This window comes from Pseudomonas sp. SM4 (assembly GCF_051913165.1).
Taxonomy (GTDB): domain Bacteria; phylum Pseudomonadota; class Gammaproteobacteria; order Pseudomonadales; family Pseudomonadaceae; genus Aquipseudomonas.
Map to the genome: position 1 here is coordinate 182,028 of NZ_JBODOE010000006.1, position 15,776 is coordinate 197,803.

General features: G+C 59.0%; 13 protein-coding genes. 10 read left to right on the plus strand and 3 right to left on the minus strand.

Going from position 1 to position 15,776, the window contains the following annotated elements; all coding sequences use genetic code 11:
* Positions 1 to 13 precede the first annotated feature (13 nt).
* Both ACQ4MY_RS13315 and ACQ4MY_RS13320 read left to right on the plus strand, forming a co-directional pair.
* Positions 14 to 1,216 carry an HlyD family secretion protein gene (locus ACQ4MY_RS13315; RefSeq protein ID WP_440095434.1) on the plus strand — a complete coding sequence of 401 codons (1,203 nt, stop codon included), beginning with the start codon at positions 14 to 16 and terminating at the stop codon, positions 1,214 to 1,216.
* Between the two features lie 426 nt (positions 1,217 to 1,642).
* Positions 1,643 to 3,172, plus strand: a complete 1,530-nt coding sequence (locus ACQ4MY_RS13320) for a DHA2 family efflux MFS transporter permease subunit (RefSeq protein ID WP_008082126.1) — start codon at positions 1,643 to 1,645, stop codon at positions 3,170 to 3,172.
* Between the two features lie 124 nt (positions 3,173 to 3,296).
* Here ACQ4MY_RS13320 and lpxH read toward each other — a convergent pair whose 3' ends face one another.
* Complete coding sequence (lpxH, locus tag ACQ4MY_RS13325; RefSeq protein WP_440095436.1) at positions 3,297 to 4,049, minus strand: UDP-2,3-diacylglucosamine diphosphatase; 753 nt, start codon at positions 4,047 to 4,049, stop codon at positions 3,297 to 3,299.
* Complete coding sequence (locus ACQ4MY_RS13330) at positions 4,046 to 4,552, minus strand: peptidylprolyl isomerase (protein WP_008082130.1); 507 nt, start codon at positions 4,550 to 4,552, stop codon at positions 4,046 to 4,048. The genes lpxH and ACQ4MY_RS13330 overlap by 4 nt, the downstream gene beginning before the upstream one ends.
* A 248-nt stretch (positions 4,553 to 4,800) precedes the next feature.
* On the opposite strand from ACQ4MY_RS13330, the gene ACQ4MY_RS13335 reads away from it, so the two are divergent.
* The 3 genes from ACQ4MY_RS13335 to ACQ4MY_RS13345 all read left to right on the plus strand — a co-directional run bounded on the left by ACQ4MY_RS13335 (position 4,801) and on the right by ACQ4MY_RS13345 (position 9,341).
* A complete protein-coding gene (locus ACQ4MY_RS13335; RefSeq protein WP_008082132.1) occupies positions 4,801 to 6,498 on the plus strand; it encodes a glutamine--tRNA ligase/YqeY domain fusion protein in 1,698 nt (565 codons plus the stop codon).
* Between the two features lie 22 nt (positions 6,499 to 6,520).
* The gene (gene cysS / locus ACQ4MY_RS13340; protein WP_008082133.1) at positions 6,521 to 7,903 is read left to right on the plus strand and encodes a cysteine--tRNA ligase; all 1,383 of its coding nucleotides are present in this window, start codon (positions 6,521 to 6,523) and stop codon (positions 7,901 to 7,903) included.
* A 232-nt stretch (positions 7,904 to 8,135) separates the two neighbouring features.
* Entirely contained in the window at positions 8,136 to 9,341 is a 1,206-nt protein-coding gene (locus ACQ4MY_RS13345) for an MFS transporter (protein ID WP_440095437.1), read from the plus strand.
* A gap of 84 nt (positions 9,342 to 9,425) precedes the next feature.
* Here ACQ4MY_RS13345 and ACQ4MY_RS13350 read toward each other — a convergent pair whose 3' ends face one another.
* Positions 9,426 to 11,264: a sigma-54-dependent Fis family transcriptional regulator gene (locus ACQ4MY_RS13350; RefSeq protein ID WP_440095438.1), complete on the minus strand. Its 1,839-nt coding sequence runs from the start codon at positions 11,262 to 11,264 to the stop codon at positions 9,426 to 9,428.
* A 341-nt stretch (positions 11,265 to 11,605) separates the two neighbouring features.
* On the opposite strand from ACQ4MY_RS13350, the gene ACQ4MY_RS13355 reads away from it, so the two are divergent.
* From ACQ4MY_RS13355 to ACQ4MY_RS13375, 5 genes are read left to right on the plus strand one after another with little or no spacing between them, the layout of a single operon-like run.
* The gene (locus ACQ4MY_RS13355) at positions 11,606 to 12,700 is read left to right on the plus strand and encodes an ABC transporter ATP-binding protein (protein WP_007912480.1); all 1,095 of its coding nucleotides are present in this window, start codon (positions 11,606 to 11,608) and stop codon (positions 12,698 to 12,700) included.
* Positions 12,700 to 13,809 (plus strand): ABC transporter ATP-binding protein, encoded by a 1,110-nt coding sequence (locus ACQ4MY_RS13360; protein ID WP_440095439.1) that lies wholly within the window; start codon positions 12,700 to 12,702, stop codon positions 13,807 to 13,809. The genes ACQ4MY_RS13355 and ACQ4MY_RS13360 overlap by 1 nt, the downstream gene beginning before the upstream one ends.
* On the plus strand, positions 13,806 to 14,672 hold the full coding sequence (locus tag ACQ4MY_RS13365) for a carbohydrate ABC transporter permease (protein ID WP_007912484.1): 867 nt from the start codon (positions 13,806 to 13,808) through the stop codon (positions 14,670 to 14,672). Before ACQ4MY_RS13360 ends, ACQ4MY_RS13365 begins: the two co-directional genes overlap by 4 nt.
* Positions 14,673 to 14,681: 9 nt before the next feature.
* A complete protein-coding gene (locus tag ACQ4MY_RS13370; protein ID WP_122590314.1) occupies positions 14,682 to 15,482 on the plus strand; it encodes a carbohydrate ABC transporter permease in 801 nt (266 codons plus the stop codon).
* A 10-nt stretch (positions 15,483 to 15,492) separates the two neighbouring features.
* The gene (locus ACQ4MY_RS13375) at positions 15,493 to 15,765 is read left to right on the plus strand and encodes a DUF2160 domain-containing protein (protein ID WP_007912485.1); all 273 of its coding nucleotides are present in this window, start codon (positions 15,493 to 15,495) and stop codon (positions 15,763 to 15,765) included.
* Positions 15,766 to 15,776: the final 11 nt, after the last annotated feature.

The following is a 15,776-nucleotide window of genomic DNA, read 5'->3' on the forward strand; positions in this document are numbered from 1 at the left end:
CAAGGTAATTGTCATGGCCACTGCCGAAAACACCCAAGCTCAAGGCAACAACCCGGACACCGGCAACCCGCGCAAACGCAAAGTCATGCTGTTGGTGCTGGCCGTTGTGGTTGCACTCGCCTGCGCCGGCGTCTGGGCGTATCACGAGTTCATCGGACGCTTCAATGAAAGCACCGACGACGCCTACGTCAACGGTAACGTTGTGGAAATCACCCCGCTGGTGACCGGCACGGTGGTCAGCATCGGTGCTGACGATGGTGATCTGGTTCACGAAGGTCAGGTGCTGATCAACTTCGACCCGAACGATGCCGAAGTCGGCCTGCAAAGTGCCCAGGCGAAACTGGCGCGCACCGTGCGTCAGGTGCGCGGTCTGTACAGCAACGTTGATGGCATGAAAGCCCAGGTCAACGCGCAACAGGCTGAAGTGCAGAAAGCTCAGGACAATTACAACCGCCGGAAAAACCTGGCGCAGGGCGGGGCAATCTCCCAGGAAGAACTGTCCCACGCTCGCGACGACCTGACCTCGGCGCAAAACGCCTTGGCCAATGCCAAACAGCAATTGAAAACCACCAGCGCGCTGGTTGATGACACCGTAGTTTCATCGCACCCGGACGTGATGTCGGCCGCTGCCGATCTGCGTCAGGCGTACCTGACCAATGCCCGTAGCACCTTGATTGCGCCGGTGACCGGTTATGTCGCCAAACGCACCGTGCAACTCGGTCAGCGCGTGCAACCGGGCACCGCGTTGATGGCGGTGATTCCGCTGGATCAACTGTGGATCGACGCCAACTTCAAGGAAACCCAACTGCGTGACATGCGCATCGGTCAGCCGGTCGATATCGAATCCGACATTTACGGCAGCGACGTGAAATACAGCGGCACCGTCGACAGCCTCGGCGCTGGCACCGGCAGCGCGTTTGCCTTGCTGCCAGCGCAAAACGCCACGGGTAACTGGATCAAGATTGTTCAGCGTGTGCCGGTGCGTATCCACATCAACGCCGAAGAACTGGCCAAGCACCCGCTGCGCGTCGGTCTGTCGACCAACGTTGAAGTGAACCTGCACGACCAGAGCGGCCCGGTGCTGGCGCAGCAACCACCGCAAAAGGCCTCGTTCAGCACCAACGTCTACGACCGCCAACTGGCCGAAGCCGACGCGATGATTGCGCAGCTGATCCACGACAACAGCGCCGCGGTCAGCAAAACCGCGCAACGCTGATACGTTCCCCTTTGGGAACAGGCTCTGAAGTTCAGGTTTTACCTGTGGCCAAGGGATTTATCTGAGGAAAAGGGATGACCTGTTAATAGGGGATTTATCTGAGGAAAAGGGATTACCTGTTAATAGGGGATTTATCTGAGGAAAAGGGATTACCTGTTGATAGGGGATTCATTGTGGTGAGGGGATTTATCCCCGATGGGTCGCGTAGCGGCCCCGCTTTTGATTCAGAAAAGACGGGACTGCTGCGCAGTCCATCGGGGATAAATCCCCTCGCCACAATAAATCCCCTCGCCGCAGATAAATGCCCTCACCTCAATCAATTTTCCAGTCACAGATAGCTTTCATTGCCAAATAAATGCTTGCTCCCACAAAGGGCAGCCGCGTCTGTAACAGACGCAGCGCCAACCCGGTTCCAAAGGATTCGCGATGAGCAATAACGCTTCTTTCACGCCGCCCAGCCTGTTGCTCAGCACCATCGGCCTGTCGCTGGCGACCTTCATGCAAGTGCTCGATACCACCATTGCCAACGTGGCGCTGCCGACGATTTCCGGCAACCTGGGGGTGAGTTCGGAGCAGGGCACCTGGGTGATCACCTCGTTCGCCGTCAGCAACGCCATTGCGCTGCCGCTGACCGGTTGGCTCAGTCGCCGGTTCGGCGAGGTGAAACTGTTTTTGTGGGCGACCATTCTGTTCGTGCTGGCCTCGTTTCTCTGCGGTATCTCGACGTCGATGCCAGAACTGATCGGCTTCCGCGTCCTGCAAGGGCTGGTCGCCGGGCCGCTCTATCCGATGACGCAAACCCTGTTGATCGCGGTCTATCCGCCCGCGAAGCGAGGCATGGCCCTCGCGCTACTGGCGATGGTCACGGTGGTCGCACCGATTGCAGGGCCGATTCTCGGTGGCTGGATTACTGACAGCTACAGCTGGCCGTGGATTTTCTTCATCAACGTGCCGATCGGGATTTTTGCGGTGATGGTGGTGCGTTCGCAATTGGCCAAGCGCCCGGTGGAAACCAGTCGTCAGCCGATGGACTACGTCGGTCTGATCACGCTGATCATTGGTGTTGGCGCCTTGCAGGTGATCCTCGACAAGGGCAATGATCTGGATTGGTTCGAGTCGAACTTCATCATCATCGGCGCGGCGATTTCGGTGATCGCGTTGGCGGTGTTCGTGATCTGGGAAATGACTGACCAGCACCCGGTGGTCAACCTGCGGCTGTTCGCCTACCGCAACTTCCGCATCGGTACGCTGGTGCTGGTGTTGGGTTACGCCGGGTTCTTCGGCATCAACCTGATCCTGCCGCAGTGGTTGCAGACGCAAATGGGCTACACCGCGACCTGGGCGGGTCTGGCCGTGGCGCCGATCGGCATTTTGCCGGTGCTGCTGTCGCCGTTTGTCGGCAAGTACGCGCACAAGTTCGACCTGCGTTTGCTCGCCGGGATCGCGTTTCTGGCGATCGGCCTCAGTTGCTTCATGCGTGCGGAATTCACTAACGAAGTGGACTTCCAGCACATCGCCCTGGTGCAGCTGTTCATGGGCATCGGCGTGGCGCTGTTCTTCATGCCGACCCTGAGTATCTTGATGTCCGACTTGCCGCCGAACCAGATCGCCGATGGCGCCGGTCTGGCGACTTTCCTGCGGACTTTGGGCGGCAGCTTCGCGGCGTCGCTGACCACGTGGATCTGGATTCGCCGGGCTGACCAGCATCATGCGTACATGAGCGAAAGCATCAGCACGTATGAACCGGCGACGCGGGAGACGTTGAATCATTTAGGCGGCGCGAGCCAATCGGCTTATGCGCAGATGGATCAGATCCTCACCAGCCAGGCGTACATGCTCTCTACCGTGGATTACTTCACGCTGCTGGGCTGGGGCTTTATGGGCTTGATTCTGATTGTGTGGCTGGCCAAACCGCCGTTTGCCGCCAAGGCAGGGCCGGCCGCCAGCGGTCACTGATCCGAAGCGCGGTCAAACTGTAGGAGTGAGCCTGCTCGCGATAGCGGTGTATCAGTCAACAGAGATGTTGAAGGTGATATCGCTATCGCGAGCAGGCTCACTCCTACATTTGTTTGGTGTTTCGTCAGTTAGCAGGTGCTGGCAATTGAGGTGGCGGGGCGAAATCGAACGGCGCCAGGGCGTAGCCGCTCTCATCCACTTGCAACGCCCAACCCTGTCGATCCCAATCCCCCAGCACAATCCGCTTCGCCGCTTCATCACCAATCTGCAACTTGTGGATCGCCGGGCGATGGGTGTGCCCGTGAATCAGGGTTTTCACCCCGTATTCCTGCATGATCCGCGGAATCTCCTCGGGCGTGACATCGACAATGTCATTGGCCTTCATCCGCGTCTGCGCCTTGCTCTCACTGCGCAGTTTGCGCGCCAGTTTATGGCGGCTGCTCAGGGGCAGGTTGCGCAGGACAAACAGGGTGATCGGATTACGCAGATAGCGCCGCAGCTTCATATAGCCAACGTCGCGGGTGCAGAGGCTGTCGCCGTGCATCAGCAGCACTGGCTCGCCGTAAAACTGCACGACACTCGGGTCCTTCAACAACGTACAGCCGGCCTGCTTGCAGAAGGCCTTGCCGAGCATGAAGTCGCGATTGCCGTGCATCAGAAAAATCGCCGTGCCGCTGTCGCTTAAATCGCGCAGGGCCTGGCAGATGGAACGCTGGAAGGGTGTCATGGCATCGTCGCCAATCCACGCTTCAAAGAAGTCGCCGAGAATGTACAGCGCACTCGCCGAGCGGGCGCGTCCGGCGAGCAAATCCAGAAACGCCCGGGTAATGTCCGGGCGCTCCTCTTCCAGATGCAAGTCTGAAATCAGCAATATCACGCTTCGATGATCTCGGCTTTCTCGATGATCACGTCGTCTGCTGGTACGTCCTGGTGGCCGGACTTCATGGTGGTCGACACGCCTTTGATCTTGTCGACAACGTCGGTGCCGGCAGTCACTTTACCGAATACCGCGTAACCCCAGCCCTGCACGTTCTTGCCGCTGTGGTTGAGGAAAGTGTTGTCAGCCACGTTGATGAAGAACTGCGCGGAAGCCGAATGCGGCTCCATGGTGCGGGCCATGGCAACGGTGTACTTCTCGTTGGAAAGACCGTTGTCAGCTTCGTTCTGGATGCTTGGACGCTTGTCTTTCTTTTCCTTCATGCCTGGCTCGAAACCGCCGCCCTGGATCATGAAGTTACCGATGACGCGGTGGAAAACGGTGTTTTCGTAGTGACCGGCGTTGACGTACTCGATGAAGTTGGCGACGGTGATCGGCGCCTTTTCAGCGTTCAGTTCGATGACGATGTCGCCATGATTGGTGGTCAATTTAACTTGAGTCATGATCGCTACTCTTTAGAGGAATTCGTGGTTTTGGGACATCGAGCCCCCAAACCGGTTCAGCCAGCGTGGGCCAAGGTGCGCAGTTTAGCGTGACAGGCGCGAATTTCGAGGCTGTTTTTCAATTCCCGGCGATAAAAAGCACACCTTTATAGGGCCTGCTCTGTCAGCCCCTTGACAGCATCGGCTATGATAGCGGCTTTGTTTTGTCTGGCCCCTCTGCGGCCGCGCACCTGTAAGTCAAGGATCCTATGAGCAAGCCCACTGTCGACCCTACCTCGAATGCCAAGTCCGGCCCTGCCGTGCCGGTCAATTTCCTGCGGCCGATCATCCAGGCAGACCTGGACTCGGGCAAGCACACGCAGATCGTCACCCGTTTCCCGCCGGAGCCCAACGGCTACCTGCACATCGGCCACGCCAAGTCGATCTGCGTGAACTTCGGCCTGGCCCAGGAGTTCGGCGGCGTCACGCACCTGCGTTTCGACGACACCAACCCGGCCAAGGAAGATCAGGAATACATCGACGCGATCGAAGCCGACGTCAAATGGCTGGGCTTTGAATGGTCCGGCGAAGTGCGCTACGCCTCGCAGTATTTCGACCAGTTGCACGATTGGGCCGTTGAGCTGATCAAGGCCGGCAAGGCCTACGTCGACGACCTGACTCCGGAGCAAGCCAAGGAATACCGTGGCAGCCTGACCGAGCCGGGCAAAAACAGCCCGTTCCGCGACCGTTCGGTGGAAGAGAACCTCGACTGGTTCGCCCGCATGCGTGCCGGTGAGTTCCCGGACGGCGCCCGCGTGCTGCGCGCGAAGATCGACATGGCCTCGCCGAACATGAACCTGCGCGACCCGATCATGTACCGCATCCGCCACGCGCATCACCACCAGACCGGTGACAAGTGGTGCATCTACCCGAACTACGACTTCACCCACGGTCAGTCGGATGCCATCGAAGGCATCACCCACTCGATCTGCACCCTGGAATTCGAAAGCCATCGTCCGCTGTACGAGTGGTTCCTCGACGCCCTGCCAGTGCCGGCGCACCCGCGTCAGTACGAGTTCAGCCGCCTGAACCTCAACTACACCATCACCAGCAAGCGCAAGCTCAAGCAACTGGTCGATGAAAAGCACGTGCATGGCTGGGACGACCCGCGCATGTCCACGCTGTCGGGCTTCCGCCGCCGTGGCTACACGCCGAAATCGATCCGCAACTTCTGCGAAATGGTCGGCACCAACCGTTCCGACGGCGTGGTTGACTTCGGCATGCTCGAATTCAGCATCCGTGACGACCTCGATCACACCGCGCCGCGCGCCATGTGCGTGCTGCGTCCGCTGAAAGTGGTTATCACCAATTACCCGGAAGGCCAGGTCGAGAACCTCGAACTGCCGCGCCACCCGAAAGAAGACATGGGCGTGCGCGCGCTGCCATTCGCCCGGGAAATCTACATCGACCGTGACGATTTCATGGAAGAGCCGCCGAAGGGCTACAAGCGCCTGGAACCGGCCGGTGAAGTGCGTCTGCGCGGTAGCTACGTGATCCGTGCCGACGAAGCGATCAAGGACGCCGACGGCAACATCGTCGAACTGCGTTGCTCGTACGACCCGGAAACACTCGGCAAGAACCCTGAAGGCCGCAAGGTCAAAGGCGTGATCCACTGGGTACCGGCTGCGGCCAGCGTCGAGTGCGAAGTGCGTCTGTACGATCGCCTGTTCCGTTCGGCCAACCCTGAGAAGGCTGAAGACAGCGCGAGTTTCCTCGACAACATCAACCCTGATTCGCTGCAGGTACTCACCGGTTGTCGTGCGGAGCCATCGCTTGGCAATGCACAGCCGGAAGACCGTTTCCAGTTCGAGCGCGAAGGTTACTTCGTCGCTGATTTGAAGGACTCGAAACCAGGTCAGCCGGTATTCAACCGTACCGTGACCCTGCGTGATTCGTGGGGCCAGTGATTTCGCGTCAAGGAAATATAAAGTGCTGACGATTTACAACACGCTCACCAAGAGCAAAGAAGTCTTCAAGCCGCTCGATGGCAACAATGTGCGCATGTACGTCTGCGGGATGACCGTGTATGACTACTGCCACATTGGCCACGGCCGCAGCATGGTCGCGTTCGACCTGGTGACCCGCTGGTTGCGGTTCAGCGGTTACAACCTGACCTACGTGCGCAACATCACCGACATTGAAGACAAGATCATCAATCGTGCCCGCGAAAACGGTGAGCCGTACGACGCACTGACCGAGCGCATGATCACCGCGATGCACGAGGACGAGGCGCGCCTCAACATCCTCAAGCCGGACATGGAACCGCGTGCCACCGATCATATTCCGGGCATGCTGAGCATGATCCAGACCTTGATCGACAAGGGTTACGCCTACGCCCCGGGCAACGGTGACGTGTACTACCGCGTCGCCAAATTCATGGGCTACGGCAAGCTGTCGCGCAAGAAGATCGAAGACCTGCGCATCGGCGCGCGCATCGAAGTCGATGAAGCCAAGCAGGATCCGCTGGACTTCGTCCTGTGGAAAGCTACCAAGCCGGGCGAGCCGAGCTGGGAATCGCCGTGGGGCGCAGGGCGTCCGGGCTGGCACATCGAGTGCTCGGTGATGTCCACCTGCTGCCTCGGCGAGACCTTCGACATTCATGGCGGCGGCAGCGACCTCGAGTTCCCGCACCACGAAAACGAAATCGCCCAGAGCGAAGCGGCCACCGGCAAGACCTACGCCAACGCGTGGATGCATTGCGGCATGATTCGCATCAATGGCGAGAAGATGTCCAAGTCGTTGAACAACTTCTTCACCATCCGCGACGTGCTGGAAAAGTACCACCCGGAAGTCGTGCGTTACCTGCTGGTGTCGAGCCACTACCGCAGCGCGATCAACTACTCGGAAGACAACCTCAAGGACGCCAAAGGCGCACTCGAGCGTTTCTACCACGCGTTGAAAGGCCTGCCGACTGTGGCGCCGGCGGGCGGTGAAGCGTTCGTCGAGCGTTTCACCACGGTGATGAACGACGACTTCGGTACGCCGGAAGCGTGCGCTGTGTTGTTTGAGATGGTGCGTGAGATCAACCGTCTGCGTGAGAGCGATCTCGATGCGGCGGCGGGTCTGGCGGCACGTCTCAAAGAGCTGGCGAGCGTGTTGGGTGTGTTGCAATTGGAAGCCGATGACTTCCTGCAGGCGGGCGCTGAAGGGCGTGTCGATGCGGCTGAAGTTGATGCGCTGATTGCGGCGCGTCTGGCAGCACGTGCGGGTAAGGATTGGGCTGAGTCGGATCGGATTCGCGATCAGCTCACTGCCATGGGCGTGGTGCTGGAAGACGGCAAGGGTGGCACGACCTGGCGTCTGGCTGACTGATTGCTTTATTGCTGCAAAACAAAACCCGCCTTGTGCGGGTTTTGTTTTTTAAAGTCAAAAGATCGCAGCCTTCGGCAGCTCCTACAGTGATTGCATTTCCATGTAGGAGCTGCCGAAGGCTGCGATCTTTTGATCTGCGCTTTTAGCCAAGGTTGCTTTTGCTCTGCGCGTAGGTCTTGATGTCTGCCGCAGCCGGATGCTGCGTCGATGACGATTGTGCAAAGGAGAAATCATGGCAAATCACTATCGCGAACTGCTCACAACGCCCGGCGCCACCGGGTTAGTGCTCGCGAGCTCCATCGCGCGGTTGCCACAGGCAATGATCGGCATCGGCATCATCACCATGCTGGTCCAGCAAACCGGCGTCTATTGGCTGGCCGGCGCAGTCGCCGGTACATTCACCCTGGCCAATGCACTGCTCGGCCCGCACATCTCCAGACTGGTCGACCAACACGGCCAGAGTCGCGTGCTGCCCATCGTCACGGCATTCAGCATCGGCATGCTGCTGGCGCTGATCACCGCCGTATATTTGCGCGCACCCGCCGCATTGCTGTTCGTCCTGGCCGCACTGGCGGGGACGATGCCGAGCATGCCGTCGATGATCCGCGCGCGCTGGACGCAGCTGTTCCGAGGCAAGCCGCAACTGCACACGGCGTTCTCGCTGGACACCGTCCTCACCGAACTGGCCTACATCGTCGGCCCGCCACTGGCGATCGGTTTGAGCGTGAGCTTTTTCGCCGAAGCCGGGCCACTGGTTGCGGTCGGGTTACTGGCCGTCGGGGTGACGGCGTTTCTCCTGCAACGCGAGACTGAACCCAAGGTTGTCGTGGGCCACGCCAGCCATAGTGGCTCAACCCTGCTGATCCCCGGCGTTCGCACCATTGTCCTCGCGCTGTTGGCGATGGGCGTCATTGGCGGAGCAATCGACGTCGCCGTCGTCGCGTTCGCCAATGCGCAAGGCTGGCCAGCCTCCGCAACCTTCATCCTCGCCGCCTATGCGTTTGGCTCACTGGTCGCGGGACTGACATTCGGTGCGATGAGGGTTTCGCTGGCGATCGAAAAGCAGTTCCTGATCGGGATATTGGTCACGGCGTTTACCGGTGTGCTGCCGGTTTTTGCGACGGACGTTTATGTGCTGACCGCAGCGCTGTTTATCGCCGGCATCTCGTTTGCGCCGACGATGGTCGTGGTGATGAAAATGGGCACGATCATTATCCCGCCATCGAGGATTACTGAGGGGCTGACGTGGATGACCACCGGGATCAGCGTGGGTGTTGCACTCGGCGGCATGTTGGCGGGGATGGTGATTGATACCTTTGGCGCGCGAGCGGGATTTGCGGTGGCTATTGGTGCGGGTTTGATGATGGTGGTCGTTGTGCTGGCGGGGTTGCGCACATTGGCGGCGGCTTCGGCTGTGCAGGTTGAGCCAGCCATTTAAAGTCAAAAGATCGTAGCCTTCGGCAGCTCCTACATACGATCCCTGTAGGAGCTGCCGAAGGCTGCGATCTTTTGATCTGCGCTGCTAACCGCCCAACTGCCGCAACCGCTTATAAAGCGTATTCCGACTCACCCCCAACCGCCGCGCCAAATGCGAAATATTACCCCCCGAAGCCTTCAACTCCCGGTTCAACGCCTCCACATCATTTAGATCAACCCCCAACGGCGCCGAGCACTCCACCGGCTCCATCTCCAGATCAACAAAAAAATCATCCGGCAAATGCTCCGGCCGCACCGGTTGTTCCTCGGCCATCGCCAGCGCCACCTGCATCACGCTGCTGACCTGACGCAAATTGCCCGGCCACGGATGCCGATCGAACAAATCCAACACTTCACGACTCAACCCCGCCCATTGGGTCGGCTCACGATGCTGCTCCCACAGCCGTTTAAACAACGCCTCCTTGTCACTGCGCTCGCGTAGCGGTGGCAGCTCCAGGGTCAAGCCACCAATGCGGTAATACAAATCCTCACGAAACCGCCCCAACTGCACTTGTTCGCGTAAGGATCGGTTAGTCGCCGAGATAATCCGCAAATCCACCGGGAACAACTCACTACTGCCCACCGGCTGCACACAACGCTCCTGCAATACCCGCAGCAACCGCGCCTGAGTCGGCAACGGCATGTCGCCGATTTCGTCGAGGAACAACGTGCCTTTGTCTGCCTTGCGAATCAGGCCGATGCTGCCTTTCTGGTTGGCGCCGGTGAACGCACCTTTCTCGTAGCCGAACAACTCGGATTCCACCAGTTCGGCGGGGATCGCAGCACAGTTCACGGCGATGAAGGCTTGTTTGCTGCGTGAGCTGGCTTGATGCAGCGCTTTGACGAAGACTTCTTTGCCGACCCCGGTTTCGCCATGAATCAGCAACGGAATGTCTTTCTCCAGCAACCGCTCCGCCTGCCGCACGGCTTTTTCCACGCGACTGTCGCCGAAGTGCAGGGTGTTGAGGCTGATGGCGGTGGGCGCGACGTTTTTGGGTTCATCAGCAAAAACGCGCGGTTGAATCGATGCCTGTTTCGGCCGCTTCAACAAACATTGAAAACGGTTGCGCCCGGAGGTCTGCAAGGCAAACGGCATCCCGTCGGGCTGATTGATCAATTCCAGCAGCGACACCTTGAACAGACTTTCAACGCTGACCCGCGACAAACGCACGCCGAGCAGATTGTCGGCCCGCCGATTCGCCGACAACACCTGCCCACTCTCATCAAAGATCAACAACCCGGCCCACTGACTGTCGAGGTTGTTCAACCCGGTGTTGAAGGTCAGTTGAAAATGCTGGCCATGGAACAGGTTGAGGATCAGCCGGTTCTCCACGGTCTGGCTCATCATCTTGACCATGCCCAAGGTGTGCGAGGGCGGCAGGTAGCTGTCGCTGGACACGTCGAGCACGGCAATCACCTTGCGCTCGGCGTCGAAAATCGGCGCGGCGGAACCGGTCATGAAACGGTTGGCTTTCAGAAAATGTTCGTCGTGTTCGATGTGTACCGCCTGCTCACAGGCCAGCGCTGTGCCGATCGCGTTGGTGCCGCTGCAGCGCTCCATCCAGCTCGCACCGGCCTGAAACCCCCGGGCCAGATTCGGTTCGATAAAGCGTTGTGTGCCCCACGAGGTCAGCACCTGGCCCTGATTGTCGGCGAGCATGATCAGGCAGTTGGAGTTGCTGAGGATGTTTTCGTAATAGGGCAGGACTTCCTGATGCGTGGTCTGCACCAGTGAATGATGGCTGTCGAGCAGATGCGTGATGCCGGCGGCGGGCAACTGATCGAAGGCCGGCGTGCTCTGGTGGTCGAGACCGAACGCGCGGCAACGTTGCCAGGAAGTCTGGACGATCGCGTCGTGGGACAGCGGCGGGGCAGGTGCGGCCATGGCAGTCAGCCTCTGATGCAGCATTCTTATTATTGTTATGCGATCCCCTGTAGGAGCTGCCGCAGGCTGCGATCTTTTGATCCTGTTTTTTGACAATCAAGATCAAAAGATCGCAGCCTGCGGCAGCTCCTACAGGGGGATCGGTTCGCAAAAAGCGTTCATAGAGTGTTGTTCACTATTGTTCATTGTCAATCGGCCAACTGTTCAAATGTGTTCAGCAATGAACGCCGTTTCCCCACGCTTTCACCGATTTTCGCGACAAATCAATCACTTAATATTTTTGGCACGAAACTCGCTCCAGTGCACAGGTCGCTTGACTCCAATAATAAAAAGGCCGAGCCATGTCACTCACCCTGGAGCACGTCAGCCGCACCGTCGAGGGCCAGACCTGGATCGACGATGCCTGCCTGAAATTCGAACCCGGTTCGTTCAACGTTTTGCTCGGCCGCACGCTGTCCGGCAAAACCAGCCTCATGCGTTTAATGGCCGGGTTGGACAAGCCCGACAGCGGCCGCATCCTGATGAACGGCGTCGATGTCACCCAGCGTCCGGTGCGTTTGCGCAACGTGTCGATGGTCTATCAGCAGTTCATCAACTACCCGACCATGACCGTGTTCGAGAACATCGCCTCGCCGCTGCGTCAGGCCGGTGTGTCCAAAGAGATCATCCATAGCAAAGTGCAGGAAACCGCGAAGATGCTGCGCATCGAGAAGTTTCTGCAGCGCTATCCGCTGGAACTGTCCGGTGGTCAACAGCAACGCACGGCCATGGCTCGCGCGCTGGTCAAGGATGCCGAGCTGATCCTCTTCGATGAACCGCTGGTCAACCTCGACTACAAACTGCGCGAAGAGCTGCGCCAGGAAATGCGCGAGCTGTTCAAGGCGCGCCACACCATTGCGATTTACGCCACCACCGAACCCAACGAAGCGCTGGCACTCGGCGGCACCACGACCATTCTTCACGAAGGCCGGGTGATTCAGAGCGGCCCGTCGACTTCGGTGTATCACCAGCCACAAACCGTACTTGCGGCTGAGCTGTTTTCCGAACCACCGATCAACCTGATGCCGGGGCGCATCGCCGGCAACGAAGTCAGCTTCGCCAATTTTGTGCACTTCCCGCTTAACGTCGATCTGCGCCCGGTGGGCGAGGGCGAGTTCCGATTCGGTGTGCGCCCCAGCCACATCTCGCTGGTGCCGAGCAACGATGATGACCTCGAACTGGCCGTCACCGTTGAAGTCGCCGAGATCAGCGGTTCGGAAACCTTCCTGCACGTGCGCAACGAACATTTCCTGCTGGTGCTGCACCTGCCCGGCGTTCACGAATACGACGTCGATGCGCCGATCCGCATTTACATCCCGACCCACAAACTGTTCGTTTTCGATGCGCAGGGCCGTCTGGTGCAAGCACCGGGCCGGCGTGTCGCGAGGGTTGCCTGATGGCCGAAATCCGTTTGCACCACCTCGCCCACAGCTACAGCAAGACCCCGAGCGGCGCGGAGGATTACGCGATTCGCGAGATGGATCACGTCTGGGAGCAGGGCGGTGCCTACGCCTTGCTCGGGCCGTCGGGTTGCGGCAAGTCGACTTTGCTCAACATCATTTCCGGCCTGCTCAGCCCCTCGCAGGGCCACGTGTTGTTCGACGGCAAAGCGGTCAACGACCTGACGCCGGAGAAGCGCAACATCGCTCAGGTTTTCCAGTTTCCGGTGGTCTACGACACCATGACCGTGTTCGATAACCTCGCCTTCCCCCTGCGCAATCAGGGCATGGCCGAGGCGAAAGTACACAGCAAGGTGCAGGAAATTGCCGAAGTGCTCGACCTGCAAAACCTGCTGAGCAAAAAGGCGCGCAACCTCACCGCCGACGAAAAACAGAAAGTTTCGATGGGCCGAGGCCTGGTGCGTGACGACGTTTCGGCGATTCTTTTCGATGAACCGCTGACGGTGATCGACCCGCACCTGAAGTGGAAACTGCGGCGCAAGCTCAAGCAGATCCACGAGCAGTTCAACATCACCATGGTCTATGTCACCCACGATCAACTGGAAGCCTCGACCTTCGCCGACAAGATTGCGGTGATGTACGGCGGCCAGATTGTGCAGTTCGGCACGCCACGGGAATTGTTCGAACGGCCGAGCCATACCTTTGTCGGCTATTTCATCGGCAGCCCCGGCATGAACCTGATCGAGGTGCAGCCACAACCCGGCGGCGTCGGTTTCGCCTCGACACATTTGCCGTTGTCCGACGCGATGCAGCGACATATCGAACACGGCCAGTGGAAAAATCTGAAGGTCGGCATCCGTCCCGAGTTCATTCATGTGTGGGACGAGCCGTTTGATGACGCGATGCAGGCCAGGGTCGTACACGTCGAAGACCTCGGTACCTACAAAATCATGACACTCGACCTCGACGGCGCACCGCTGAAAGTGCGTCTGGCCGAAGACAAACCGGTGCCGCAGGGCACCGCGTACATCAGTTTTCCGGCGCAGTGGCTGATGGTCTATGCCGATGAGTTTCTGCTTGAAACCGGTGATGAGGTGCAGCCATGAACAAGGTGCAGAACAACAAGGCCTGGTGGCTGGTGTTGCCGGTGTTCCTGCTGGTGGCATTCAGTGCGGTGATCCCGATGATGACCGTGGTCAACTATTCGGTGCAGGACATCTTCGACCAGTCCAGCCGCTACTTCGTCGGCGCCGACTGGTACAAGCAGGTGCTGCTCGATCCGCGTTTGCACGACTCGCTGCTGCGTCAGTTCATCTATTCGGCGTGCGTGTTGCTGATTGAAATCCCGCTGGGCATCGCCGTCGCCCTGACCATGCCGACCAAGGGCCGCTGGTCGTCGGTGGTGCTGATCATTCTGGCGATTCCGCTGCTGATTCCGTGGAACGTGGTCGGTACGATCTGGCAGATTTTCGGCCGTGCCGACATTGGTCTACTGGGTTCAAGCCTCAACGCCATGGGCATCAGCTACAACTACGCGGCCAACACCATGGACGCCTGGGTGACGGTACTGGTGATGGACGTCTGGCACTGGACTTCGTTGGTGGCGTTGTTGTGCTTCTCCGGATTGCGCGCGATTCCCGACGTGTATTACCAAGCGGCGCGCATCGATCGAGCCTCAGCTTGGGCGGTGTTCAGGCACATTCAGTTGCCCAAGTTGAAGAGCGTGCTGCTGATCGCAGTGATGCTGCGTTTCATGGACAGTTTCATGATCTACACCGAGCCGTTCGTGCTCACCGGCGGCGGGCCGGGCAATGCCACGACCTTCCTGAGTCAGACGTTGACCCAGATGGCGGTAGGGCAATTCGACCTCGGTCCGGCAGCGGCGTTTTCGCTGGTGTACTTCCTGATCATCCTGTTGGTGTCCTGGCTGTTCTACACCGCCATGACGCACTCCGACGCCAACCGCTGAGGCCCGGCCATGAGCAAAAGAAAGCTTATTCCGTTGCTGGTCTACATCCTGTTCCTGCTGGTGCCGATCTACTGGCTGCTGAACATGTCCTTCAAGAGCAACACCGAAATCCTCGGCGGCCTGACGCTTTTCCCACAGGCCTTTACGCTGGCGAACTACAAGGTGATCTTCACCGACCCGAGCTGGTACAACGGCTATCTCAACTCGCTGTATTACGTGAGCCTGAACACGGTGATCTCGCTGAGCGTGGCGCTGCCGGCGGCCTATGCGTTTTCGCGCTATCGTTTTCTCGGCGACAAACACCTGTTCTTCTGGTTGCTGACCAACCGTATGGCACCGCCGGCGGTATTTTTGCTGCCGTTCTTCCAGTTGTATTCGTCGATTGGCCTGTTCGACACGCACATCGCTGTGGCTTTGGCGCATTGCCTGTTTAACGTGCCGCTGGCGGTGTGGATTCTCGAAGGCTTCATGTCCGGCGTGCCCAAGGAAATCGACGAAACCGCCTACATCGACGGCTACAGTTTTCCCAAGTTCTTCGTGAAGATTTTCATCCCGCTGATTGGCTCCGGGATCGGTGTCACGGCGTTTTTCTGCTTCATGTTTTCCTGGGTCGAATTGCTGCTGGCGCGCACGTTGACCTCGGTAAACGCCAAGCCGATTGCGGCGGTGATGACCCGCACAGTGTCGGCGTCGGGAATCGATTGGGGTGTGCTGGCGGCGGCGGGGGTGTTGACCATTCTGCCGGGCATGCTGGTGATCTGGTTTGTTCGCAACCACGTGGCCAAGGGCTTTGCCCTCGGTCGGGTTTGAGGAGCTTATGATGGAATGGATGAGTTGGACCACCCCGACAGCGGCATTCTTCATCGTCATCGGCCTGATTCTGGTCGGCATGACCACTTGGGAATTGCGTTCGCCGAGCATCCTGCGGCGAGGTTTTCTGCCGATTGCCACCACCCGTGGCGATCGTTTGTTTATCGGTCTTCTCGGCAGCGCCTACCTGCATTTGCTGGTGATCGGCGCCACCGACTGGAGCATCTGGGTGGCGTCCGCGTTGTCCCTGGTGTGGCTGTTGGCTGTGATGCGTTGGGGCTAGTCGAGTCATTC

Coding starts and splice junctions, on each gene's coding strand:
- ACQ4MY_RS13370 (WP_122590314.1), top strand. CDS start 14,682: ATGAGCAAAAGAAAGCTTATTCCGTTGCTGGTCTACATCCTGTTCCTG.
- ACQ4MY_RS13335 (WP_008082132.1), top strand. CDS start 4,801: ATGAGCAAGCCCACTGTCGACCCTACCTCGAATGCCAAGTCCGGCCCT.
- ACQ4MY_RS13360 (WP_440095439.1), top strand. CDS start 12,700: ATGGCCGAAATCCGTTTGCACCACCTCGCCCACAGCTACAGCAAGACC.
- ACQ4MY_RS13320 (WP_008082126.1), top strand. CDS start 1,643: ATGAGCAATAACGCTTCTTTCACGCCGCCCAGCCTGTTGCTCAGCACC.
- ACQ4MY_RS13330 (WP_008082130.1), bottom strand. CDS start 4,552: ATGACTCAAGTTAAATTGACCACCAATCATGGCGACATCGTCATCGAA.
- ACQ4MY_RS13375 (WP_007912485.1), top strand. CDS start 15,493: ATGGAATGGATGAGTTGGACCACCCCGACAGCGGCATTCTTCATCGTC.
- ACQ4MY_RS13365 (WP_007912484.1), top strand. CDS start 13,806: ATGAACAAGGTGCAGAACAACAAGGCCTGGTGGCTGGTGTTGCCGGTG.
- ACQ4MY_RS13355 (WP_007912480.1), top strand. CDS start 11,606: ATGTCACTCACCCTGGAGCACGTCAGCCGCACCGTCGAGGGCCAGACC.
- ACQ4MY_RS13345 (WP_440095437.1), top strand. CDS start 8,136: ATGGCAAATCACTATCGCGAACTGCTCACAACGCCCGGCGCCACCGGG.
- ACQ4MY_RS13315 (WP_440095434.1), top strand. CDS start 14: ATGGCCACTGCCGAAAACACCCAAGCTCAAGGCAACAACCCGGACACC.
- ACQ4MY_RS13350 (WP_440095438.1), bottom strand. CDS start 11,264: ATGGCCGCACCTGCCCCGCCGCTGTCCCACGACGCGATCGTCCAGACT.